Origin of the sequence: Cohnella sp. SGD-V74, from assembly GCF_003001675.1 — a bacterium.
In the GTDB taxonomy this organism is placed as follows: domain Bacteria; phylum Bacillota; class Bacilli; order Paenibacillales; family Paenibacillaceae; genus Cohnella.
The window spans coordinates 203,749-226,008 of the sequence record NZ_PVYW01000001.1 but is presented as its reverse complement, the minus strand read 5'-3'; the positions used below and the strand labels follow the sequence as shown (position 1 = coordinate 226,008).

Genomic DNA, 22,260 nt, shown 5'->3' with positions numbered 1-22,260 from the left:
AGGAGCTGGTCCACGTGCCTCAGAGGAACGTTACCGTCCATGTCGTATCCGATTCGGCGGGGGACACGGGCGAGCTTGCAGTGCGGGCGGCCGCGGCCCAGTTCCATCCGCTGTCCGTCAACATTCGCCGGGCGGCTTTCATCCAGTCGCGCGAAGGCATCGATTCCGTGCTCGCGGCCGCCCAGGCGGATAAAAGCATCGTGCTGTACACGCTGGTCATTCCTTTTCTCAGAGATCACATGGTTGAGCAAGCCGGCCGGATGAAAGTGACGGCGATCGACCTGCTCGGACCGCTCATCGATCATCTGGAACGGGCGCTTGGCCACGAGTCCAGGCACGAGCCGGGTCTGAACCACGTGCTCGACGAAGATTACTTCCGCAAGGTGGAAGCCGTAGAGTTCGCGGTTCGTTACGACGACGCTCGCGACGTCTCCGGCATTCTCAAGGCGGACGTCGTCCTCGTAGGCGTGTCCCGGACTTCCAAGACGCCGCTGTCGATGGTGCTCGCGCACAAAATGTTCAAGGTGGCGAACGTTCCGCTTATTCCGGAGCTCGTTCCGCCGAAGGAGCTGTATCTGGCTTCTCCGAAAAAAGTGATCGGACTGACGATCAATCCGGATTCCCTGAACGCGATCCGCAAGGAGCGGCTGAAAGCGATCGGCCTGCCGGACTCCGCTCCGTACGCGACTTCCGAGCGCATTATGAAAGAGCTGGACCATGCTCGCCAAGTGATGGACAAGATCGGATGCATCGTCATCGACGTCTCGAACAAAGCGGTCGAAGAAACGGCGAGCATCATTCTCGAACATTTTCAACGGTAACGCCGGACGCCATAGTCTGAATACCGGGCTTTCGAAGCTAAGAGAACCGCGAGGTTCTCTTTTGCCGATTTAGTCGAATAATGAGAAAACGTGTCGAACTTGCCACTTTTCGACTTCGAGTTTCGTATTACTGTTCAATGCTGCCGTTTTCCCGCGCTTTCCGGGGAGTTTCTTCATGGAAGTTTTGGGAAGCATAAAAAATGATGGGGCTTTGCAGGATTTTGATTCCCGTTAGCGTATATAATATTACGGCAAACTTTGGCTGAAACGCGTGGTGATGTCGATGATTGTCCCGACCCGTCGGGTCGTGGTGGACGGAGACGCTTGTCCCGTCAAAGCCGAGATCGCCGCAACCGTCAGGCAATGCGGCGCGACCGCTCTGCTCGTGTCCAGTCATGCCCACGTCTTGAATCCCGAGCCTTCCGTCGAAGTTGTGACGGTCGACGCCGGGAATCAATCCGCGGACCTGTATATCGCCAACGTGCTGAAGCGCGGCGATATTCTCGTCACCGGCGATTACGGCTTGGCCGCCCTGGGGCTGGCCAGAGGTTCCTCCGTATTGACGCCCAGAGGCAAGATCATCCGGGAGTCCGACATCGAAGGTTTGCTGGAACAGCGCCATTTCTCGGCGAAGCTGCGCCGGGGAGGCGTGCGCACGAAAGGGCCGAGCTCGTTCACGGCCGAAGATCGCGATCGGTTTCAACAAAAACTGACAGCTCTGCTGAGGGGGATGCAGGAGATTCCCGACACATAGCGAATTGTATTATGTGCTAGAAATCAGGTGGTTTCATGAGTTACGGGATGATCCCTCAAGAGGTTATCGACGAAGTGCTGCGCCGTCATGAAATCTCGGAGACGGTGGGCAAATATGTTCATCTGACCAAAAACGGCAAGTATCTGAAGGGGCTCTGTCCCTTTCATTCCGAGAAGACGCCTTCCTTCACGGTAACGCCGGAAAAACAAATTTTCCATTGTTACGGCTGCGGGAAAGGCGGCAACGTGATCAAGTTCGTCATGGAGATGGAGGGAGAGTCGTTCCCCGAGGCCGTCAAGATGCTGGCCGAGGAGGCCGGCATTCCCGTCACCTGGACAAGCTATTCCGCCGAAGAAGCCTCTCCCGCGCAGAAGGAGAAGCGGCTTCTGCAGGAAGCCCACGACTACAGCGCCAAGCTGTACCACTATCTTCTGCAGAACTTGGAGGTGGCGAAGCCCGCCAAAGCCTACTTGCAGTCGCGCGGACTGGGCGATACGCTGATCGAGCAATTCGGGATCGGCTACGCTCCGCCGAGATGGGACACGTTGACCCAGGCGCTGGAGCGCAAAGGATTTCCGGCGAGCGAGATGGAAGCGGGAGGCTTGTTGTCCAAGCGTCAGGAGTCGGACGGTTACGTCGACCGGTTCCGGGATCGGATCATGTTTCCGATCCACGACGCAAGAGGGCAGACGATCGCCTTCGGGGGACGGCTGCTGTCGGACGGGCAACCGAAGTATTTGAACACGCCGGAGACGCCGCTGTTCAGCAAGAGCCGCACGCTGTACCGGCTTCACGAAGCGAGGTCGTCGATCCGCAAATCCGGCCAAGTCGTGCTGTTCGAAGGCTACATGGACGTGATCAAGGCCTGGTTCGCCGGCGTTCGCAACGGCGTCGCCACGATGGGGACCGCCTTGACCGCCGAACATGCGGCCGTGCTGCGAAGATTCGCGGAGGAAGCGGTGCTCTGCTACGACGGCGACGACGCCGGACAAGCCGCGGCCCACAAGAGCGTTCCGCTGCTGGAAGAAGCCGGGTTCCGGGTGCGGGTGTGCCTGCTTCCGAACCGGATGGATCCCGATGAATACGTCACGTCCTACGGGCCGGAAGCGTTCGTCAGGGAAATCATCGAAGGAGCGGTTTCAGCGGTCAAATTTCAGCTTATATATTTGAGGAAATCCCATATACTCCTAGAAGAAGATGGAAGGATTAGGTATTTGCGCGACGCCGTCCGGGTTGTGGCCAGACGGGATTCCCCGATGGAGCGGGAGCTGTTGCTCAAGGAACTGGCCCAGGAGTTCGGAGTCGCCCTCGATACGCTGAAACAGGAAAGTCTCGAGATCAGGCAGCGGGAGAAATTGGAAAGCGCAAGGGATATTCCTGCCGGATCGTGGAATAATGTATGGAATGGAAATAACTTCGCATCCAAGACTCCGCCGCTGGGTGCCGCGCACGTGAACGCGGAACGCCAACTGCTCTCCTGGATGATGCAGGACAAAGAAGCGGCTCTCCTCGTCGAGCAAAAGCTGGGGGACCGTTTTCACGTGGAGGATCACGCGGCCTTGGCTGCTTATTTATATGCTTTCTACGCCCAGAACAATGATCCTGACGTTGGCCGTTTCGTCGCGATGCTGCAAGACGATCGCCTGGAACGAATGGCCAGCGTAATCGCTATGATAGACGTCCCGTACGGCGAACGGGAGTTGGAAGACTGCATTCGAACGATCGGTCGCGCCTCGCTAGAGAGGGAGTACGAGCGTCTGACCGAGGAATTGAAGCGCGCGTCGCGGGAAGGCGACCAAGCGCGGGTACTACAATTGGGTATAGAGATTATCGCCCTGGAAAAGCAGCGCAAGATGTCATGACGCGCGGTTTCCCGGGGAGGAGGGAGTCGGTAATGGCAAACGATCAACACACCGGACTGGAAACGGAATCGACACTGGAACAGGTCAAAGCTCAGCTTATCGAACAAGGCAAGAAAAAATCTTCCTTGACCTATAAAGACATCATGGAAAAGCTTTCTCCGTTCGATCAGGACCCCGAGCAAATCGACGAGTTTTTCGAGCAGCTGGCGGATATCGGCATCGAGGTATCCAACGATCACGACGATATGGGGCGTCACGGAGGCGATGAGGACGAGCGCGACGAATTTAATTTCGACGACGATCTCAGCCTGCCGCCCGGCATCAAGATTAACGACCCCGTTCGGATGTATCTGAAGGAAATCGGCCGTGTGCCGTTGCTCGGAGCGGACGACGAAGTCGAGCTCGCCAAGAAGATCGAGATCGGCGGTCCGGATGGAGAAGAAGCGAAGAAAAGGCTGGCCGAAGCCAACCTTCGTCTCGTCGTCAGCATCGCGAAGCGTTACGTCGGGCGAGGAATGCTGTTCCTGGATCTGATTCAGGAGGGCAACATGGGTCTGCTCAAAGCCGTCGAGAAATTCGATTACGACAAAGGCTTTAAGTTCAGTACCTATGCGACTTGGTGGATCCGTCAGGCGATCACCCGGGCGATCGCGGATCAGGCGAGAACGATTCGGATTCCGGTCCACATGGTGGAAACGATCAACAAGCTGATCCGGGTATCCCGTCAATTGCTTCAGGAATTGGGGCGCGAGCCTACGCCGGAGGAAATTGCCGAGCAGATGGAACTCAGCGTCGATAAAGTGCGGGAAATTATGAAGATCGCGCAGGAGCCGGTTTCTCTGGAGACGCCGATCGGCGAAGAGGACGACTCTCATCTGGGCGATTTTATCGAGGACCAGGAGGCGCTTGCTCCGGCCGACGCCGCCGCGTACGAGCTGCTCAAGGAGCAGTTGGAAGACGTGCTGGATACGCTGACCGAGAGAGAAGAGAACGTGCTGCGCCTGCGGTTCGGACTGGACGACGGACGCACGCGTACGTTGGAAGAGGTCGGCAAGGTGTTCGGAGTTACGCGCGAGCGGATTCGTCAGATCGAAGCCAAAGCGCTGCGCAAACTGCGTCATCCTAGCCGCAGCAAGAGATTGAAGGATTTTCTGGAATAAAGGCAATTCGTTGCAGATCAGAGACCTTGGCCGTTATGGTTGAAGGTCTTTTTGTTCAAACGGTACGAGGAGGCTCGTCGGCATGGCCGCTAATGATGAAGAGAAACGCAACCTCATCGTGAAGGAAATCGAATCTTGGCGCCGAAGCAAGCTGTTGCCGGAGCAGTATTGCGACTTTCTGCAAAATTTGTATTTGGAAGATTTGGAAGATCGTCCGCGCGGCGTAACCGGAGCGGTCGTGAAAAAAATCGGTCAGGCGTCCGGGAAGCAATGGTTTCTTGCTTCTGGAATTTTTGCCTTGATTTGTTTTGTTGTACTTCATTTTAGCGTGTTTCCCCTGCTATTGCAAATAGCGATTGCGCTTCTCGTTACGGGAGGATTCGTCTACGCTGGAATGAGGCAGCGCGCCAACAGGCCGGCGCGAGGCTATGCTCTGATCGGCGGGGGAATGGCGTTCCTGTTCGGAGCCGGGCTTGCGATCGTAGGGCTGCAATGGGGCTGGGAAAGCTCCGGCGTTTTGTGGCTGCTCGGGCTGCTGGCCGTCGTCTGGATCGGCGGAGGATTATGGCTGAGGCTGGCGCTTCCGCAATGGCTCGGCTGGTTGGCGGCCATTGCCTTGTACGCTTTGCTGCTGGCCGAGTATGCCCCAGCCTCGTCCGTGTTCGAGGTGCAAATCTTCTGGCTTCCGGCGGCGCTGCTGTTCTGCTGGCTGAGCTGGTTTCTGCACGTTCGGCTTGCTTCGGCCGGAACGGCCATGTTCGCCGCGGCGCTTGTTCTCTGGTTTATGCCGGAAGTCTATTCGGCTCTGTACGAAGTTCGTCCCGAGTGGATTCAGATGGAAATTTTGATTAAAATTTTGATCGCGGGCATCGGTATGTTCCGCCTGCGAAAACAATGGATGGAATGGGTTGCATAACAGATGACGGATAAGAAAGAGTCGGGGACGGAAGTGAAGCTGTCCCTGTCCCGCCGGTTGTCGGCGTTGGCGGAGCGGGTTCCCCAAGGGGCGCGGTTCGCCGATATCGGGACCGACCATGCGCTGCTTCCGGTTTACTTGGCGCTTGAGGGCAAGATTGTCTTCGCCGTAGCCGGCGACATTAACGAGGGACCGGTTAACGCGGCCAAAAGGCAAGTAGCGGAGGCCGGCCTGCAGGAGAAGATTTCCGTTCGCCAGGGCGACGGAATGGCCGTCTTGCGGCCGGGAGAAGTGGATACGGTCGCGATCGCGGGCATGGGCGGAAGCCTGATGGCGCGCATTTTGGAGCAGGCCGGAGCGAGCTTGGACGGCGTGGAGACGCTCATCCTCTCGCCGCATGTTGCGGAAGACGCGGTAAGGCGCTGGCTGTCCGAGCGCGGGTATGCGATCGACGACGAGCTGCTGCTGGAGGAAGACGGAATTATCTATACGCTGATCAGAGCGAGACTTGTGCCTTCCGTGGAAGAGGCGAGGGAGATCGACGCCCGTCTGTACGACGAGCGTGTGCTGGCGCCGTCGCTTGAACGGGTTTCGCGCGCTTTGCTGTACGAGATGGGGCCGCTTCTGCTGCGCAGTCCGAGCGAAGACTTTTTCCGGAAATGGGAGCAGGAGATCGCCAAGCGGGAGCGGGTGATCCTGCAGCTTAATCATGCCGTTGCTCCGGAAGCGGCCGAGAAGGCGCGCGAATGGGAAGAAGACGTCAAGGAAATCAGGGAGGTGCTCGCATGTTTGCGCGGGGAGAAACGATCGTCCAATTGATGGAGCAGCTTGCCCCCAAGCATTATGCCGTTCCCGACGACAGGATCGGTCTGCAGGTCGGCACGGCGGCCAAGGAAGTGAAGCGCGTGCTCGTGACGCTGGACGTGACGCCGGAAGTCGTGCGGGAGGCGGCCGGACTCGGCGCGGAGCTGATCATTGCGCATCACGCGGTCATCTATCGTCCGCTTGCGCATCTTCGCACGGATACGCCTGCGGGCGCTTTGGCCGCGGAATTGCTGCGCAGCGATATCGCGGTCTATATTTCGCATACGAATCTCGATACGGCGGAGGGCGGCATCAACGACTTGATGGCCGATGCGCTGGAGCTCAGCGGGCGCGACGTGCTCGAAGAGGTGCACACGGACCAGCTCTACAAGCTGGTCGTGTTCGTGCCGGAAACCCATCACGAGCAAGTTCGCAATGCGATTTTCGCGGCGGGTGGCGGCTGGATCGGCAATTATAGCCACTGCAGCTTTAACATCGAAGGAACCGGCACATTCGTGGCTCGGGAAGGAACGGATCCGTTTATCGGCAAAAAAGGGCAATTGACGGAAGCGAAGGAAATCCGGCTGGAGACGGTCGTGCCGATGAGCGTGAGGAAAAAAGTCGTGTCCGCGATGCTGAAAGCCCATCCGTACGAGGAGGTCGCCTACGATCTGTACCGCGTCGATCTGAAAGGCCGGTCTTTCGGTCTCGGCAGAGTCGGCAAGCTGGCAGAATCGGAGACGCTGGATCAATTCGCCGAACGCGTGAAACGGGCGCTGGACGTGCCGTTCGTCCGCGTCGTCGGCGACGGAGCGAAGCTGATCCGCAAAGTGGCCGTTCTGGGCGGGGCAGGCGCGAGGTACATCCGTCATGCGATCTTCGCCGGTGCCGACGTGCTCGTGACGGGCGACATCGACTTCCACTCCGCGCAGGACGCGCTGGCGGCAGGCATCGCCATCGTCGATCCGGGCCACCATGCCGAGAAGATCATGAAGCCCAACGTCGCGAAGTGGCTGTCTGATCGCCTGAAGGAGAAGGGCTACGCCACGGAAGTGATCGCGTCGCAGGTGGACACTGAACCTTTCCGGCTCAGATAGGGATTTGGTTGGCCGAGTGGTAAAATTGGACTAAGCCTCTTGGGTACTATTGTTTTTTTTTCTACGGCTGACCAATTCGCGTACATGGACTCGCAACATTGAAGTTCTTCGCAAAGCGAGTTGTTCTAAAGTCGTTTAACGTTTTCCATGGTGCTCAAAAGAGGGGATTGTTCTAAGAAATCGAGTAACGTCTCCCGATTTGCGGTTGAACTGGCATCGCGTTTAGCCAGACACGCTCGGAATGCCTGACTTGTGAATTGGCTGCCGCGATCACTGTGATAAATCATGCCGCGCGCGTTTCTTGCCTTGCACGCGTTCTCAAAGGCTTGGATGCAGAGCTCCTTGCGCATGTTGTCGTCCATGGCAAGGCCGACGATCTCTCCGTTGTAACAATCCAGCACCGCGGACAGATAGAGCTTGCCATCTGAACAAGGAACTTCGGTGATATCCGATAGCCACTTCTGGTTCGGTGCCGAGGCGCTGAAGTCTCTCTGGATCAGGTTCTCGCTCTTTTGAGCTGCGGCATCCTCGCGTGTAATACCGTTCGGGTGACGCTTCGCTTTCTGCAGCAGCCCGTGCTTCTTCATGAGGCGATAGACGGTGCTGTAGCTGGTGTGGATGTCTATTTGCGACAGCGCCAGCAGCATGCGCCGAGCGCCGTAATTTTGATTGTCTTCATGTTCACTGATGATTGCTTTCATGTTGACCAGAAGTCGTTGCTGTCTCTCCTGCATGGGTGCAGGCCTTAGGCTACGGTAATAGCCTGACTCGCTGACTGCGAGCGCTTCGCACATCTTCTTGACGGTCCATCGATCCCGTCGTTCACGAATGTAAGCATAGAGCTTGCATGCTTTTACCGCTTCCGGTCTTTTGCGAAAAAACCGAGTGCGTCCTTGAGAACTTCATTCGCGCGGCGCAGCTCACTGTTTTCTCTCTCCAGTTCGATTTCCCGCGCCGTCTTATCGGCGGATGCATAGGCCCGTCCGCTCCCGATATGCGCGCCGTCGCCATGCAGGGTTCGTTGCTTTCTCCATCCTTGCAGGGTGTAATAGGCTACGCCTAACTGCTCGGCAGCCTTTTGCAGTCCAATCTCATCGCTTAATCTGACTGCTTCTTCTTTGAATGCCTTGTCGTACCGTTTCATTATCTCCCGTCCCCTCGTTAGTTTTCATTTTATTTCATACGAGGGTATTTTTCGACTGCATCTTTATCGTAGCACTCCAGTCCGGAAATTTTTCATGACAGGGAGTATGTAGGTTCTTTTTTTCCTGAGGTCAAAAAGTTTAATGAATTTGTGTCTAAAGTAATGTCGGAGTTTGGTGTAAGCAGGATGAGTCATTTCGAGGATAATGAATAAAGGTCCACAAGAGGTGCGAGGTTGGGCAGCTAGTGTGTTTTCTCTGACGTTTCTCGGAATCGATTGAAACTAAGGTACTGGCAGCAATCACATTCTCCATTCATTTCCGTTGCCAAGGCGGCGGAATGGCGATATACTATAGGTTACACACCGGAAAGTTTGACAGACAATCGCTGGCGGCTTCGCGCCGCGAGAGGAAAGTCCGGGCTCCACAGGGCAGGATGCTGGATAACGTCCAGTCAGCGCGAGCTGAAGGATAGTGCCACAGAAATGGACCGCCGATGGCTGCTTAGGCAGATCAGGCAAGGATGGAACCGTGGTGTAAGAGACCACGAGGGACACTGGTGACTTTGTCCCTGGTAAACCCCATCTGGAGCAAGACCGAGGAGAACGCCGAAGCTTCGAGCTTCAGCCCTAGCCCGGGGTGCGTTCGGGTTGGTCGCTTGAGCCGTACAGCAATGTGCGGCCTAGAAAGATGATTGTCGCTTCAACCGTGGGAGGATCGCCTTGGCGCGATCCGTTCTGACCACGAGAAGTACAGAACCCGGCTTACGACAAGCTTTCCGGCTATAGCCAATTCACAGCAAAAGGAGATACAGGGCTTTCGCAGCCCCGCATCTCCTTTTTTCTGTGGATTTCGCCGATAGTACCGTCGCACGTGCTTAAAGTCCACCCATCTACAGGAATCCCGCCAATAGTACCGCCGCGCGTGCTTAAAGTCCGCCCATCTACAGAGCTCCCGCCAATAGTACCGCCGCACGTGCTTAAAGTCCGCCCATCTACAGAGCTCCCGCCAATAGTGCCGCCGCGCGTGCTTAAAGTCCGCCCATTTACGGAGATCCCGCTAATAGTACCGCCGCACGTGCTTAAAGTCCACCCGTTTACGGAATCCCGCCAATAGTGCCGCCGCGCGTGCTTAAAGTCCACCCGTTTACGGAATCCCGCCAATAGTGCCGCCGCGCGTGCTTAAAGTCTGCCCATTTACGGAGATCCAACGGACAACACCCACGGAAGCATGCTCACTTTAACCCGCTCATGCGCTCCAGTTTGTCTCGCGTTCGCGAAGGGAACAGTTGCAGCGACGATTCGGAGCCTTGGGCAGATTGAAGGGCGGCCATGACGTCGATCTGGCCGAAGCCGAATTCGGCGTCCCTGCCCGTTACACCCAAATCTTTGGCCGTATTGCGGATTAAATCCATCACCTGTTCGTTGTCCAGCCCGGGGTTGGCCGCGCGGACGAGCGAGACGAGCGCGGCGACGTGCGGGCAAGCCATCGATGTGCCCGACAGAGCGGCGTAGCGGCTTCCGGGATACGTGCTCGGAATGGAGGTGCCGGGGGCCGCGACGTCGATGTAATCGCCGTAGTTGGAATATTCGGCCCGGCTCTCGTCGGGATCGGTCGCCGCTACGGCGAGCACTTCGGGATAAGCCGCCGGAAAGCCCGGACGTTCCGTATTGTCGTTGCCGCTGGCGGCAACGAGCACGACGCCGTTGTCGTGGGCATACTTGATCGCATCGTGAAGGAACTCCGCCTGCGCATAGTTGCCCAGGCTCATGTTGATGACGTGCGCGCCGTTGTCCGTCGCCCATATGATTCCTTCGGCGACGGAATAAGTAGAGCCTGCGCCCGTGTCGTCGAGCACTTTGACCGGCATGATCTTCGTATACCAGGTCATGCCGGCGACGCCTTCGTTATTATTGACTTCAGCCGCGATAATGCCGGCTACGTGCGTGCCGTGTCCGACGTCGTCTTCTGGATCGGCTGACGGATCGACGATGTTGACGCCTTTAACAAGACGGCCCTTCAAGTCGGGATGATCGGACTGGACGCCGGTGTCCAGCACCGCGACGACGATGTCCGGACTGCCCTTGGTGACCTTCCAGCCGGTCTCCGTCATGATTTCGGGCAGGTTCCATTGATATTCCGAATACAGCGTATCGTTGGGAACCAGCGTTTCTTCGCCGTCATCGGCCGCGGCGTCCAAGCCCATTCCTCGCGGAGAAGCGCCGTTGGTCAAGTACAAATAATGCGGCTCGACGAATACGGGATTCCATTCGCGCTTGAAGTAAGCTTTTAATTCGCCGGTGTTATGCTTCTTGGAGCGGAATACATAGATGCTTCTCGTCTGCTTGACGACGGTCAGGTTGAGCTCCTTGCGCAGCTGCAGCAACTGCTTCTCCGTCAGCGGCTTGCGGAATTTGACGACGACCTCGTCCACGGAGTAGTGACTGGCGTTGCCGTTGTCTTCACCGCTGCGCACCGTCGTCTCCGCGTTCGTGCCGGGAACGACCGATTCGATTCGGTAGCGGCCTTCCTGAGGGTACGGGATAAGGCGGAGATTGCGACGCTGGTGCCGCTCGACCGCTTGGATGACTTCCGCGGAGACGAGCGCAACGACGCTGCGTCCGTCGGCATTGCCGATGCGCTCGGCCGTCGCGAAATAGCTTTTGCCGCCTGCGGAGAAGACCGGAGTGGAGAAGCTGGCATTTTTGCGGGCGGCCGATCGCGCACGGGCCAAATAAGGCAAAGCCCGGGTCAGGGTGTCCGGCGTCAGCGTGCCTGCGCTCTTCTTGCCCCCGCGGTCGGCCCATTCGGCGTATACGACCTCGGGATGGGCGTGCAGAAGGGCGCGCAGATCATCGCCCGACGGCGAGCTTTGGCGACGCTTCTCCAGGAACGCGCGGATATCCCGTGCCACCTGGACTCGCGACAGCCGTTCGGTCGCTGCCATGTCGTTTTTCACCGTTTGCAGTTTATAGGAAGCTTCGGCCTTGGCGTGCGAGGGCGTTTGCGCGCCCGGAAGCGGCGCGGATTCACGATTTTCACGATGTGTGGAGGACGGCAGCAGCGGGATGGCGAGCAGAACGGCGGCGATTCCCAGCGCGATGCCGGCCCAAGCGTAACGGCGCATGGCGCACCTCTCCTTCAAGCTCCTGAAGCGGAGCCGATTATCTTGTTAGGATGAAGGGACAAAGACAAAAATATACGGCACTTTTTGTCCTTGCCAGTACCGTTCGCTAACGATTTATGGTACGATAATGAAAGTTTCGCAACCGACAAGCGGGACTATTTAGCTTGATACCCAACTGCTCCCATAACGATATGCTTTTCGCACAAATGGAAAGGGGATCTATCCATGCCATCCACCAATCTTAAGGCGCTTGCCGAATCCAGCCGGGAGAAACTAAAGGCGGCCATCGATCCGATCGAGCACTTTTTGAACAATCACGCGCTTGAACAGCTCGTCCAGAACGACGATCCGGACAGCGTCGCTTTCTATTCCGGCCTGCTGTCGGATTTGCGCCACTTGCTCGTCTTCTCCGAAGTGGCCTACGAGAAGCTCGGAGCCGTGCTGAGAAGACCCAATCTGGACAACGACTTGGCCGAACGAGCGCTGTACGAGGTGTACCATAACGGCGTCAATTCGTTCTTCTATCCGAAAAACGAATGCTACTCCGAGGATGGACGTTACGCCTATACGGGACAAGACGCCATCCGCTTCCGGATGAAGCCGGTTCGCGCTGCGCGCGACATCATTCTGTCGATCTCCCGGGTTTACGAGGAGCTTCGCGACGATCTGTCCTATTACGAAAGCGATTATTTGACGCATCGCCGGATGCAAGGACAATCCAAATAACAATTCTGCCTGCAACCTCCGCCCCCCTGACCGGTATACCCCGCTTTAGCGGGAGAACACTAGGTCAGGGGGGTGATCATTTATGCCGAAAGGCGTAGCTTGCAGCGTAAGCAACTGTTCGTTCTGGAAGGAAGGCAACGCCTGCGGAGCCAGCGAAATCAAGATCGAGGTGGACGCGCACTCCGACCTGCGTTGGAATGAAGAGTTCGCCGAGGAATTCGAGGATCATCGCGACAAAGCGGCGGATTCGTCCGTCACCTGCTGCCTGACGTTTAAGCCGAAGTCGTAAAATAGGTCTTGAGTAGCGCTTGCGACCCTCGGTCGGGACTGGTCGTGCTTCCGGGATTGTTGTACAATGAAATCATTCGATTACAAAAACTGACGACCGGGAGCCAATCGACTTGAACATAACGACGGATCCTCGCCTGCTCAAGCAAATGCTGCTTACCCAATGGATAACGGAATCGAATCCGCTCGGCGGCGGCAAGATCGCTCAAGGCGCATCGGAGCAAAGCGCCGGCGTATTCGATATGCTGCTCAACCAATATACGGCGGATTCGCTCGGCTCCAACGCTTCGGAGGCGCTGTCGCTGCAACGGCTGGATGCATCCGGAAGCTTGTCCGCCTATCCGGCGTACTTGGGAGGAGCGTTGGCCGGCATCGGCGGCTCGTCCTCGGCGTTCGACGATCTGATCGTCGCCGCGGGACAGAAGTACGGCGTAAGCCCCGCACTGATCAAAGGCGTCATTCAATCCGAATCTTCCTTTAATCCGAATGCCGTCTCCTCGGCCGGAGCCAAAGGGCTTATGCAATTGATGGACGATACGGCGAGAGGACTCGGAGTAGCCGATTCCTTCAACCCGGCGCAAAATATCGACGGAGGAACGCGATTCCTGTCTTACCTGCTGCGCAAATACGACGGCAACGTCGCGACGGCGCTGGCCGCTTATAACGCGGGACCGGGACGCGTAGACCGGTTGGGTCTGGAGAATGACCGGGACGTCGAGGCGAATCTGCATTTGCTGCCGGAGGAAACCCAAGGCTACATCCGCAAAGTGCTGAACGCGACCGTCCAGTGGAGCGTCTAACCTACCCTAACTTGGCCGGACTGGGGACAATCCGGAACGGCAACGTCGGCTTTACGGATTAAGACGGGACGGCTGCGGCCGCTGCCCGTCTTTTTAACTTTTCGAATGGAGAACGCCAATGAACACTTATTATTACGACCACTGCGCGTCTTCGCCGATGCCGCAGACGGTCATCGATACGATGAGCGAGCTGATGAAGCTGCATTACGCCAATCCGTCTTCGCTTCATAAATCGGGCGTGGACGCGATGAAGCTGGTCGATCGGGCCCGGGCCAGCGTCGCCGAAAGAATGGGAGCCAAACCTGAGGAAGTGCTGTTTACGTCCGGAGGAACGGAGAGCAACAACTTGGCGATCAAGGGGCTGCTCGGCAAAACGGCCAGATCGGCCAAGCACGCAATCGTATCCTCGGTCGAGCACGCTTCCGTATACGAATGCGCGAAGCAGCTGGAAGCCGAAGGCGCGATCGAATTGACGGTGCTTCCGGTCGATTCCGCCGGCAAGGTCGATCCTAAGGATGTCGCCGCAGCGATCCGGAAGGAGACGGCCATCGTCAGCGTCATGCACGTAAATAACGAGACGGGCGCGATCCAGCCGATCGAAGAAATCGCCCGCATCGTCCGCAAGCATCCGCATGTCCGGTTCCACGTGGACGGAGTGCAGGCGATCGGCAAGGTGCCTTTCCGCTGGAGCGGCTCGGGGATCGACTTATATACGGGATCGGCGCACAAGTTCGGCGGCCCCAAGGGGATCGGCTTCCTGCTCGCCAAGGAAGGTATCGAACTCGCGCCTTTGCTGAGCGGAGGCAGTCAGGAGAACGGCATGCGCTCGGGAACGCTTAACGTCCCGGCCATCGTCGCGATGTCCCAGGCCTTAAGGCTCTCGATGGAAAAAATGGACGCAAGGCGAGAAACGATGTACGCGCTCAGAAAAAGGCTGCTGGAGCTCGTCGCGGACATTCCCGAGCTGCTCGTGAACGGGGTATCCGCCGTCGACGAGGCCATGGAGACCGCACCGCACGTCGTAAACCTGTCTTATCCCGGAATGCGGCCGGAAGTGATCATCCATATGCTTGAACGAGAAGGGATCTACGTCTCTACCCAGTCGGCTTGCTCTTCCAAGAGCTTGAAGCCTAGCCGCGTACTGATGGCAATGGGACATAATGCGGACCGATCGTCGGGAAGCATAAGGATCAGCTTCGGAGATGAACACGGGATGCGGGATATCGAAGTACTTGGCGCCAAGCTGCGATCGGTCGTGGCCGGGTTGAAGCCGCTGGAGAGGACGGGAAAATGAACTACGAACTGGTGCTGGTCCGATTTGGGGAGATCGTCATTAAAGGGCGCAACCGCAATCGTTTCGAGACGATGCTGCTGACGCAGATCCGAATGGCATTAAAGCCGTTCGAGAAGCTCGAATTCGTCAGAAGTTACGCGAGAGTCTATATCCGCCTGAACGGAGAGAGCTACGATCGGGTCGCGGAGCGGCTGAAGGATATTTTCGGCATTATGAGCTTCAGCCCGGTCATCGGCTCGGAGCTGGAGCTCGAGCAGATTCGGGAAAATTCGCTCCAATTGATCCGCAACTTGAGCGTCCCTCCGAAGACGTTCAAAGTGTCGGTCAACCGCGGCTGGAAGCAGTACCCCCACAATTCCATCGAAATGAATCACTTGGTCGGGTCCCATGTCCTGCGCAACACGCCGGATTTGAAAGTCGATGTCCGTCGTCCCGACGTCGAGTTGAAGGTCGACATCCAGAAGGACTTGGCTTATATTTACTGCGAAGTCGTCAAGGGGGCGGGCGGTTTCCCGCTCGGCATGAACGGCAAGGCGATGCTGCTGCTGTCCGGAGGAATCGACAGCCCTGTGGCCGGATGGATGGCGATGCGCAAAGGGCTCAAGATAGAGGCGGTCCACTTCCATAGCTACCCATTCACGAGCGAGCAGGCGAAGGACAAGGTCGTGGCGCTGGCGAGAAGATTGGCGTATTACGGAGGGAAAATCAAGCTGCATCTCGTGCCGTTCACCGAAGTGCAGACGAAGCTGGCGCAGTCCGGCCACGACAGTCTGATCATTACGCTGATGCGTAGAAGCATGCTGCGGATCGCCGAGCGGCTGGCGGAGCAGAACGACGCTCTGGCTGTCGTGACCGGAGACAGCCTCGGGCAGGTGGCGAGCCAGACGCTCGGCAGCATGAACGTGATCGGCCGGGCCGGTTCGCTGCCGCTGCTTAGGCCGCTCGTCATGATGGACAAGCAGGATATTATCGACTGCGCGGAGCGGATCGGCACGTACGATACGTCAATTCTGCCTTACGAAGACTGCTGCACGCTGTTTGTGCCGAAATCCCCGGCAATCAATCCGAATTTGAACATCGTCGAGAGAGCCGAGGCGATAATGGGCGCCGAGCTTGAGCGGCTGATCGACGAAGCCGTCCAGGGCACGGAAGTCGTCGTGCTGAAGGACGGCGGGGCGGATGTCGAAGCTTCCGACCGCGAACGGCAAGAGGACGCCTGGTTCTGACAGAAACAAGCCGAGAATCGCGCTAATGCGATTCCCGGCTTTTTTTGGCTGCGAACATAGGGCCGCTCTTGCTCTCGCTTCGCGCGGACCTGCGGGCTTTGACGGAGTTCGTCCACAGGCCGGCGAGCAGAATCGCCACGACGAGCGCGACGACGAATACCCAGTACAGGGCGGGATTGCGGTCGAAGAATGCCGCGAACTCGCCTTCGTGCGTAATCATTTTGGCGGCCGTGTAAGCAAGGACGCCGGAACCCAAATAGATAATCCAAGGAAATCTGCCGATCAGCCTAATAAACAAAGTGCTGCCCCATACGACGATCGGAATGCTGATCAGGAGCCCGAGCACGACGAGGAAATAATCTCCGTGCGCCGCCCCGGCGACGGCGATGACGTTGTCCAGCCCCATCGCCGCGTCCGCGATGACGATCGTGCGCACCGCCGCCCACAGCGTCGCTCCGGCTTTGACGTCTTCGTGCGAGTTTTCCTGCACGAGCAGCTTGTAAGCGATCCATAGCAGCAGTACGCCGCCTACGGCGAGAAGATAAGGAATTTTGAGCAAGCTTACGACGAGCAAGGTGGCAATGATGCGAATCAACACGGCTCCGAACGTTCCCCAGATGACGGCCATCTTCTGCTTATCCTTCGGCAGGCTTCTGGCCGCCAACCCGATGACGATGGCGTTGTCCCCCGCAAGCAGCAGATCGATGAAGACGATCGTCAGCAGGAGAGACCAGAACTCAAGGCTCAGCACATCCCATCCAAAAATGTCCATGATGGATTCCTCCCTTGCGTTTCAAGCAGTTATACGGCGCACCGGCGGCATCGATTCAAAAAAATTACAATTCATATCCCCCTCGGCTTGTACATAAATCTGGTACGAGGGGGTGTGCCGGATGGGTATGATGGAATCCGTGCTCGTATTTCTGGAAATCGTGATGATCAACTTGCTGCTGAGCGGCGATAACGCGATCGTCATCGCCATGGCCGGACGCAGGCTGCCGCCCGAGCAGAGAAGGCGGGCCGTCTGGTGGGGAGCCGCGGCGGCGATCTTCCTTCGGTGCGTGCTGACGCTCGGCGCGATCGCGCTGCTCAACGTTCCGTTTCTGCGGACGGTCGGCGCGGTGCTGCTGATCGCGATCGCTTATCAGCTGCTGATGGACAATAAAGACAAATCGTCGCATACGCAGGCGGCAAGCACGCTCGCCGGCGCGGTGTGGACGATCGTCGTGGCCGATTTCGTCATGAGTCTGGACAACGTATTGGCCGTTGCCGCGGTCGCGGACGGAGATACGGCGCTGCTGATCATCGGCATCGTGATGAGTATCCCGATTATTATTTGGGGGAGCTCGTTTATTATGCGCATGCTGGACAAACTGCCGGGCTTGGTTTATTTGGGAGGCGGACTGCTCGGCTACACCGCCGCGGAGATGGCGATGGGAGATCCGGGATGGAAGCCGTACCTCCACCTGCTTCCCGCCGATTCGGATAAACTGATTCCGCTCATGGCCGTCGCCGCGCTGCTCGTCGTCGCGCTGTTCATGCGGAGAAGAGCCCCGCATGCGGGCTAGCGCGCGTATGCAAACCCGCTCAGCGTCAATATCTGCTATGCCTATACGCCCTGGCTGCAGGGTTTATTCCCAAACTTTGCGCTTTATTCCAACCTTTTCGGTGCGGAATACCGGACTTTTCGAACATGTACGTTAGGGAAAATTTTGCTTTCATGAGCTAGTTTTTTCCCCCGACTTCCATTAAACTAATAGAAAAAGCCGTCACCTTTCGTCACCGAAACGTGAGCTGCAGAGAATGAAGTGGGGGAGCCATCGTGAACAGACAGTCCGCAGCAGTCGGAATCGGAGTCGTGGCTGTTGGATTAATCATCTTGCTAGGTAAATTGGGTGTATTCGCGTTCATCGGCGCCGTATTCTGGCCGTTGTTCGTGCTCATTCCGGGCGTGCTGCTGCATGTTCTCTATTTCGGCCGGATCGTTCCGTCGATCGCTTTGATCCCGGCGGGCATTCTTACCGTCGTCTCGATCGTGTTAATGATCGGCAACTGGTTCGGATGGGGGCTGCTGAAGTATCTTTGGCCGCTGTTTCCGTTCGCGATCGCCGTAGGGCTGTACGAATACTATATTTTTGGATACGACCGTTCCAAGCAGTTGTGGATGGCTTCCATCGGACTGGCAGGTTTGTCGCTGCTGTTTTTCGTTATGACGCTGCTGTGGACCTGGGGGATTTACTTGATCGCGATCGCCTTGATCGGCGTGGGCGCATGGCTTGTCGTTCGCCGTCCCAAAATGTGGTGACAAAAATCACACGCCGTTGCAAGAAATCGATTGGCTTTTCCGCGAACGTAGCGTATAATATAAGGGATGAGGACCAGCGAGCATCTGCTGCGCTGTGTCGATCGTACCGGTAAAGGTTATCAACGTCGGCCTCGTGTCGACGTTTTGTTTTTGGGTACAGGGAGAGCCTGGGCGATACGCCGTCGGGTTATCGGAGAGCAAACAGAGACAACAACAAGGAGTGGAATTATGCATTCAAGAGACAAAATTCGCAACATCGCCATTATCGCCCACGTCGATCATGGCAAGACGACGCTGGTAGACCAACTGCTGCGTCAATCCGGAACTTTCCGTGATAACGAACAGCTGCAGGAGCGCGCCATGGACTCCAACGATCTGGAGCGCGAACGCGGCATTACGATCCTTGCCAAGAACACGGCCGTCAACTATAAGGATACGTTGATCAACATCGTCGATACGCCGGGGCACGCCGACTTCGGAGGCGAAGTTGAACGGATCATGAAGATGGTCGACGGCGTGCTGCTTGTCGTCGACGCTTTCGAAGGCTGCATGCCGCAGACGAAGTTCGTGCTGCGCAAAGCGCTTCAGCAAGGGCTGACCCCTGTCGTCGTCCTGAACAAGATCGACCGTCCGGCTGCGCGTCCCGCGGAAGTCGTCGACGAAGTGCTTGAGCTGTTCATCGAGCTGGAAGCTTCCGACGAGCAGTTGGACTTCCCGGTCGTGTACGCGTCGGGCCTGAACGGCATCGCCGGCAACACGCCGGACGATCTGCAAGAGACGATGGAGCCGCTCTACGAAATGATTCTGGAGCACATTCCGTCGCCGAAAGAAAACCCGGAAGAACCTCTGCAATTTCTCGTCACGCTGTTGGATTACAACGAATATTTGGGACGTATCGCCATCGGCCGCGTCAATCGCGGTCAAATTCGCCAAGGCCAAGTCGTGGCGGTCATCGATCGCGAGGGAACGGTTAAGCAGTCCCGCATCGAGAAGCTGTTCGGCTTCCAGGGTCTGAAGCGGATCGAAGTGGAAGAGGCGGCCGCAGGCGACATCGTGGCCATCGCCGGGCTGAAGGAGATCAACATCGGCGAGACGATCGCCGATCCGAGCAACCCGGAAGCTCTGCCCGTGCTCGCTATCGACGAGCCTACGCTGCAGATGACTTTCCTCGTCAACAACAGCCCGTTCGTCGGACGCGAAGGCAAATGGGTCACTTCCCGCAAGCTTCGCGAACGTCTGTTCAAGGAGATCGAGACGGACGTCAGCTTGAGAGTCGAAGAGACGGACAGCCCTGACGCATTTATCGTCAGCGGACGCGGCGAGCTGCATCTCGGCATTCTGATCGAGAACATGCGCCGCGAAGGATTCGAGCTGCAAGTGTCCAAGCCGGAAGTTATTCTGAAGGTGATCGACGGCGTGAAGAGCGAGCCGATCGAGCGTCTGCTGATCGACGTGCCGGAAGAGAGCATGGGCGCGGTTATGGAGAGCCTCGGAACGCGCAAGGCGGAAATGGTCAACATGATCAACAACGGCACGGGCCAAGTGCGCCTGGAGTTCCTCATTCCCGCGCGCGGACTGATCGGCTACCGGACGAACTTCCTGACGCTTACCCGCGGATACGGCGTCATGAACCATGCGTTCGACAGCTACGGACCGATGGTCGGCGGCCAAGTCGGCGGCAGACACCAGGGCGTGCTGATCGCGAGCGAGACGGGCAAGTCGACGATGTACGGCATGCTGTCCGTCGAAGACCGCGGCATTCTGTTCCTGGAGCCGGGCCAAGACGTATACGAAGGCATGATCGTCGGCGAGCATACGCGCGATAACGATATTATCGTCAACATCTGCAAAGAGAAGGCGCTCAACAACATTCGTACGGCCAACAAAGAAGAGACGGTCAAGCTGAAGTCTCCTCGCCTCATGTCTCTCGAAGAGGCGCTGGAATATTTGAACGACGACGAGCTGTGCGAGATTACGCCGAAGAGCATCCGTCTCCGCAAGAAGCTGCTGAACAAGAGCGAGCGGGACAGAGCCGAGAAGCATCGCCGCATGGCCGAGGCTGGCGTATAAGCGTCGTTAGCGAACGAAAGGGGGATTTTCCATGCAGCAATGGTTTCACGATCACCCGATCATTTCTTACCTTCTCATCGTCGCCTGTACGATCTATATTTTCAATACCGTCTTCAGAGTTGGGAAGCTCCCGATTCTGAAGGAAATTGCCGTCCACGTCGTGCTGGCGATCGGTTGCTTGGTGCTGCTGCTCCTGCAGTTAGACAAGCTGCCGATCATCCAGTGCATGGGCGTCGCGGTCGCTATGATGCTGCTGCTGCGTCTGCGCCAAATGTACGACAAACGCAAAAATTACCGGAAGAACAAGAACGGCGAGGCTCCGCGGGCAGGTTAACTGTCCGCGGTTGCCGGTTATCCGAAAGCGCTGCGCAATGCTGCATAGGGGAGAGGGGAAACCGCCGTGTCTCTGATGGATGCCTTATTTTACTGGCTGCAAATGAAGTGGATCGTCTCCGAACGGCCCGACGACGAAGCGGCCAAGGATACGCTTGCCTTTTTCGCGCAAATTTTGTCGGAAGACCATAAGCTGACGTCGTTCGATGTCAGTTCGACGGACGAAGGCAAAGTATACATAACCTATGTCGCCGATGACGGCGCCTCCCGCACGGTCTGGTTCGACCGCGAAGCCGTAGAGCAATTGAATCGGGACATGTTCGGCGAGTCTTCGGGCTGCGGTTCGGATTTCAACACAGAGGACGAGGAGGACCAGGCTTGAGCCAGAACACACCTTTGCCGTCGCGTTCGAACAGGCGCGCCTCCGTTCCCAAAGCTCCGAAGAAGAGAACCGGCGGAGGATTTCGTTGGGGAAGGTTTATTTTCATTATCTTGGGCCTCGCGATCGTGCTGCTTGCAGGGTACGTGGCTTACTTGTATTACGGCTCGTATAAGCCGAACTTGGCCAAAATCGCCAAGCAGGAAGACGGGACCGGCGTACCGGTTACGATTCCCAAGGAAGAGAGCGCGAAGGTCAAGCCGATCTCGCTCGTCCTGCTCGGGCTCGATACGCGAAGCGAGACCGGCAGCATGAACACGGACGTCATGATGGTGGCGGCGTTTAATCCGCAGTCGAAAACCGCTACGGTCGTCTCCATTCCGCGCGACAGCTCTTTGGCCGTGGACGGCTACAAGAAGCATAAGGCGAACGGATACTACGCGGCTTTCTACATGTACGGCAAAAACAACGAGAAGCTGGCAAAGGAAAAGCTGCCGGGTTACGCGCGGGACGAGACGAAATTGCTGCTGTCGAGATTTTTCGATATTCCGATCGATTATACGGCGGTCATCGACTTCCAGGGGTTCGTCGACGTCGTGGACGCGCTCGGGGGCATTACGGTCAACGTCGATCAAAATATGCGCTACGTCGATTCCGCGGACGGAACGAATATCAACTTGACGAAGGGCGAGCAGCCATTGGACGGGGAACAGGCGCTTGGCTTCGTCCGTTACCGGAAGTCGAACACGAATAAAGATTTCAAGCCGACGGCCGAATCCAGCGATTTCGCCCGCAATGAACGGCAAAACCAGGTGCTGGGCGCGATCGTCGACCGGATGAAGTCGCTTGGCAGCGTGACCAAAGTCGGCGGACTGCTGGACGCGGTCGGCAACAACTTGCGCACCGACATTCCGGCGGTCCAGATCGAGAACATTATCGCCACCTACTTCGGCATCAATCGTTCCGATATCCGCTTTATTCCGCTGACCGGCACGTGGAAAAGTCCGTACGTCTATCTGGACGAGGATAAGCTTGCGGAAGCGAAACGGGCGCTGGACGAGGAACTCGAACTGGCGGGACGGGGCGGCGCGGCAGAGGTCACCGGAACTTCTGAGACCTCTGCGTCCGATTCGAAGAATTAAATGGCTTTGTTCCG

General features: G+C 57.3%; 21 protein-coding genes, 1 other RNA gene and 1 pseudogene. 19 read left to right on the top strand and 4 right to left on the bottom strand.

Annotated features, from left to right (window positions below; all coding sequences use genetic code 11):
- The first annotated feature begins 5 nt into the window (after positions 1-5).
- The 7 genes from B0G52_RS01070 to B0G52_RS01040 all read left to right on the top strand — a co-directional run bounded on the left by B0G52_RS01070 (position 6) and on the right by B0G52_RS01040 (position 7,414).
- The gene (locus B0G52_RS01070; RefSeq protein WP_369827000.1) at positions 6-821 is read left to right on the top strand and encodes a pyruvate, water dikinase regulatory protein; all 816 of its coding nucleotides are present in this window, start codon (positions 6-8) and stop codon (positions 819-821) included.
- A gap of 277 nt (positions 822-1,098) precedes the next feature.
- The gene (locus B0G52_RS01065; protein WP_094041655.1) at positions 1,099-1,575 is read left to right on the top strand and encodes a YaiI/YqxD family protein; all 477 of its coding nucleotides are present in this window, start codon (positions 1,099-1,101) and stop codon (positions 1,573-1,575) included.
- A 35-nt stretch (positions 1,576-1,610) separates the two neighbouring features.
- The gene (dnaG, locus tag B0G52_RS01060) at positions 1,611-3,437 is read left to right on the top strand and encodes a DNA primase (RefSeq protein ID WP_094041654.1); all 1,827 of its coding nucleotides are present in this window, start codon (positions 1,611-1,613) and stop codon (positions 3,435-3,437) included.
- A 32-nt stretch (positions 3,438-3,469) separates the two neighbouring features.
- Positions 3,470-4,597, top strand: coding sequence for an RNA polymerase sigma factor RpoD (gene rpoD / locus B0G52_RS01055; protein WP_094041653.1), 1,128 nt, complete (start codon positions 3,470-3,472; stop codon positions 4,595-4,597).
- 82 nt (positions 4,598-4,679) lie between these two features.
- Positions 4,680-5,513, top strand: coding sequence for a hypothetical protein (locus B0G52_RS01050; RefSeq protein WP_094041652.1), 834 nt, complete (start codon positions 4,680-4,682; stop codon positions 5,511-5,513).
- Between the two features lie 3 nt (positions 5,514-5,516).
- Positions 5,517-6,332 (top strand): tRNA (adenine(22)-N(1))-methyltransferase, encoded by an 816-nt coding sequence (locus B0G52_RS01045; RefSeq protein WP_094041651.1) that lies wholly within the window; start codon positions 5,517-5,519, stop codon positions 6,330-6,332.
- A complete protein-coding gene (locus B0G52_RS01040) occupies positions 6,299-7,414 on the top strand; it encodes a Nif3-like dinuclear metal center hexameric protein (protein WP_094041650.1) in 1,116 nt (371 codons plus the stop codon). Before B0G52_RS01045 ends, B0G52_RS01040 begins: the two co-directional genes overlap by 34 nt.
- Before the next feature lie 125 nt (positions 7,415-7,539).
- Here the strand turns inward: B0G52_RS01040 and B0G52_RS01035 are convergent.
- A pseudogene (locus B0G52_RS01035) lies at positions 7,540-8,256 on the bottom strand (IS3 family transposase); the annotation flags it as partial.
- Positions 8,257-8,267: 11 nt separating this feature from the next.
- Entirely contained in the window at positions 8,268-8,558 is a 291-nt protein-coding gene (locus B0G52_RS01030) for a transposase (RefSeq protein ID WP_094041648.1), read from the bottom strand.
- 367 nt (positions 8,559-8,925) lie between these two features.
- On the opposite strand from B0G52_RS01030, the gene rnpB reads away from it, so the two are divergent.
- An RNA gene (rnpB, locus tag B0G52_RS01025) (RNase P RNA component class A) lies at positions 8,926-9,338 on the top strand.
- Positions 9,339-9,790: 452 nt separating this feature from the next.
- Here rnpB and B0G52_RS01020 read toward each other — a convergent pair.
- Entirely contained in the window at positions 9,791-11,683 is a 1,893-nt protein-coding gene (locus B0G52_RS01020; protein ID WP_094041647.1) for a S8 family peptidase, read from the bottom strand.
- Between the two features lie 225 nt (positions 11,684-11,908).
- Here B0G52_RS01020 and B0G52_RS01015 point away from each other — a divergent pair, with 225 nt between their 5' ends.
- From B0G52_RS01015 to thiI, 5 genes are all read left to right on the top strand, one after another.
- A complete protein-coding gene (locus tag B0G52_RS01015) occupies positions 11,909-12,409 on the top strand; it encodes a YpuI family protein (RefSeq protein ID WP_094041646.1) in 501 nt (166 codons plus the stop codon).
- A gap of 82 nt (positions 12,410-12,491) precedes the next feature.
- Positions 12,492-12,698: a DUF1540 domain-containing protein gene (locus B0G52_RS01010; protein WP_094041645.1), complete on the top strand. Its 207-nt coding sequence runs from the start codon at positions 12,492-12,494 to the stop codon at positions 12,696-12,698.
- Between the two features lie 112 nt (positions 12,699-12,810).
- Positions 12,811-13,497: a lytic transglycosylase domain-containing protein gene (locus B0G52_RS01005; RefSeq protein ID WP_233162239.1), complete on the top strand. Its 687-nt coding sequence runs from the start codon at positions 12,811-12,813 to the stop codon at positions 13,495-13,497.
- A gap of 118 nt (positions 13,498-13,615) precedes the next feature.
- Positions 13,616-14,791, top strand: coding sequence for a cysteine desulfurase family protein (locus B0G52_RS01000; protein ID WP_094041644.1), 1,176 nt, complete (start codon positions 13,616-13,618; stop codon positions 14,789-14,791).
- Positions 14,788-16,017, top strand: coding sequence for a tRNA uracil 4-sulfurtransferase ThiI (thiI, locus tag B0G52_RS00995; protein WP_094041643.1), 1,230 nt, complete (start codon positions 14,788-14,790; stop codon positions 16,015-16,017). Before B0G52_RS01000 ends, thiI begins: the two co-directional genes overlap by 4 nt.
- A 22-nt stretch (positions 16,018-16,039) precedes the next feature.
- Here the strand turns inward: thiI and B0G52_RS00990 are convergent, their stop codons facing one another.
- The gene (locus B0G52_RS00990) at positions 16,040-16,789 is read right to left on the bottom strand and encodes a TerC family protein (protein ID WP_198960569.1); all 750 of its coding nucleotides are present in this window, start codon (positions 16,787-16,789) and stop codon (positions 16,040-16,042) included.
- A 121-nt stretch (positions 16,790-16,910) separates the two neighbouring features.
- Between B0G52_RS00990 and B0G52_RS00985 the strand changes: the two genes are divergently transcribed.
- From B0G52_RS00985 to B0G52_RS00960, 6 genes are all read left to right on the top strand, one after another.
- Positions 16,911-17,585: a TerC family protein gene (locus B0G52_RS00985; protein ID WP_233162236.1), complete on the top strand. Its 675-nt coding sequence runs from the start codon at positions 16,911-16,913 to the stop codon at positions 17,583-17,585.
- Between the two features lie 254 nt (positions 17,586-17,839).
- On the top strand, positions 17,840-18,322 hold the full coding sequence (locus B0G52_RS00980) for a hypothetical protein (protein ID WP_094041642.1): 483 nt from the start codon (positions 17,840-17,842) through the stop codon (positions 18,320-18,322).
- Positions 18,323-18,550: 228 nt separating this feature from the next.
- Complete coding sequence (gene typA, locus B0G52_RS00975; protein WP_094041641.1) at positions 18,551-20,392, top strand: translational GTPase TypA; 1,842 nt, start codon at positions 18,551-18,553, stop codon at positions 20,390-20,392.
- 31 nt (positions 20,393-20,423) lie between these two features.
- Complete coding sequence (locus tag B0G52_RS00970; RefSeq protein ID WP_094041640.1) at positions 20,424-20,726, top strand: YlaH-like family protein; 303 nt, start codon at positions 20,424-20,426, stop codon at positions 20,724-20,726.
- Between the two features lie 66 nt (positions 20,727-20,792).
- The gene (locus tag B0G52_RS00965) at positions 20,793-21,107 is read left to right on the top strand and encodes a hypothetical protein (RefSeq protein WP_094041639.1); all 315 of its coding nucleotides are present in this window, start codon (positions 20,793-20,795) and stop codon (positions 21,105-21,107) included.
- The gene (locus tag B0G52_RS00960; protein ID WP_198960568.1) at positions 21,104-22,246 is read left to right on the top strand and encodes an LCP family protein; all 1,143 of its coding nucleotides are present in this window, start codon (positions 21,104-21,106) and stop codon (positions 22,244-22,246) included. Before B0G52_RS00965 ends, B0G52_RS00960 begins: the two co-directional genes overlap by 4 nt.
- Positions 22,247-22,260 lie beyond the last annotated feature (14 nt).

Coding starts and splice junctions, on each gene's coding strand:
- B0G52_RS01065 (WP_094041655.1), top strand. CDS start 1,099: ATGTCGATGATTGTCCCGACCCGTCGGGTCGTGGTGGACGGAGACGCT.
- dnaG (WP_094041654.1), top strand. CDS start 1,611: ATGAGTTACGGGATGATCCCTCAAGAGGTTATCGACGAAGTGCTGCGC.
- rpoD (WP_094041653.1), top strand. CDS start 3,470: ATGGCAAACGATCAACACACCGGACTGGAAACGGAATCGACACTGGAA.
- B0G52_RS01050 (WP_094041652.1), top strand. CDS start 4,680: ATGGCCGCTAATGATGAAGAGAAACGCAACCTCATCGTGAAGGAAATC.
- B0G52_RS01045 (WP_094041651.1), top strand. CDS start 5,517: ATGACGGATAAGAAAGAGTCGGGGACGGAAGTGAAGCTGTCCCTGTCC.
- B0G52_RS01040 (WP_094041650.1), top strand. CDS start 6,299: ATGTTTGCGCGGGGAGAAACGATCGTCCAATTGATGGAGCAGCTTGCC.
- B0G52_RS01030 (WP_094041648.1), bottom strand. CDS start 8,558: ATGAAACGGTACGACAAGGCATTCAAAGAAGAAGCAGTCAGATTAAGC.
- B0G52_RS01020 (WP_094041647.1), bottom strand. CDS start 11,683: ATGCGCCGTTACGCTTGGGCCGGCATCGCGCTGGGAATCGCCGCCGTT.
- B0G52_RS01015 (WP_094041646.1), top strand. CDS start 11,909: ATGCCATCCACCAATCTTAAGGCGCTTGCCGAATCCAGCCGGGAGAAA.
- B0G52_RS01010 (WP_094041645.1), top strand. CDS start 12,492: ATGCCGAAAGGCGTAGCTTGCAGCGTAAGCAACTGTTCGTTCTGGAAG.
- B0G52_RS01000 (WP_094041644.1), top strand. CDS start 13,616: ATGAACACTTATTATTACGACCACTGCGCGTCTTCGCCGATGCCGCAG.
- thiI (WP_094041643.1), top strand. CDS start 14,788: ATGAACTACGAACTGGTGCTGGTCCGATTTGGGGAGATCGTCATTAAA.
- B0G52_RS00990 (WP_198960569.1), bottom strand. CDS start 16,789: ATGGACATTTTTGGATGGGATGTGCTGAGCCTTGAGTTCTGGTCTCTC.
- B0G52_RS00985 (WP_233162236.1), top strand. CDS start 16,911: ATGGGTATGATGGAATCCGTGCTCGTATTTCTGGAAATCGTGATGATC.
- typA (WP_094041641.1), top strand. CDS start 18,551: ATGCATTCAAGAGACAAAATTCGCAACATCGCCATTATCGCCCACGTC.
- B0G52_RS00970 (WP_094041640.1), top strand. CDS start 20,424: ATGCAGCAATGGTTTCACGATCACCCGATCATTTCTTACCTTCTCATC.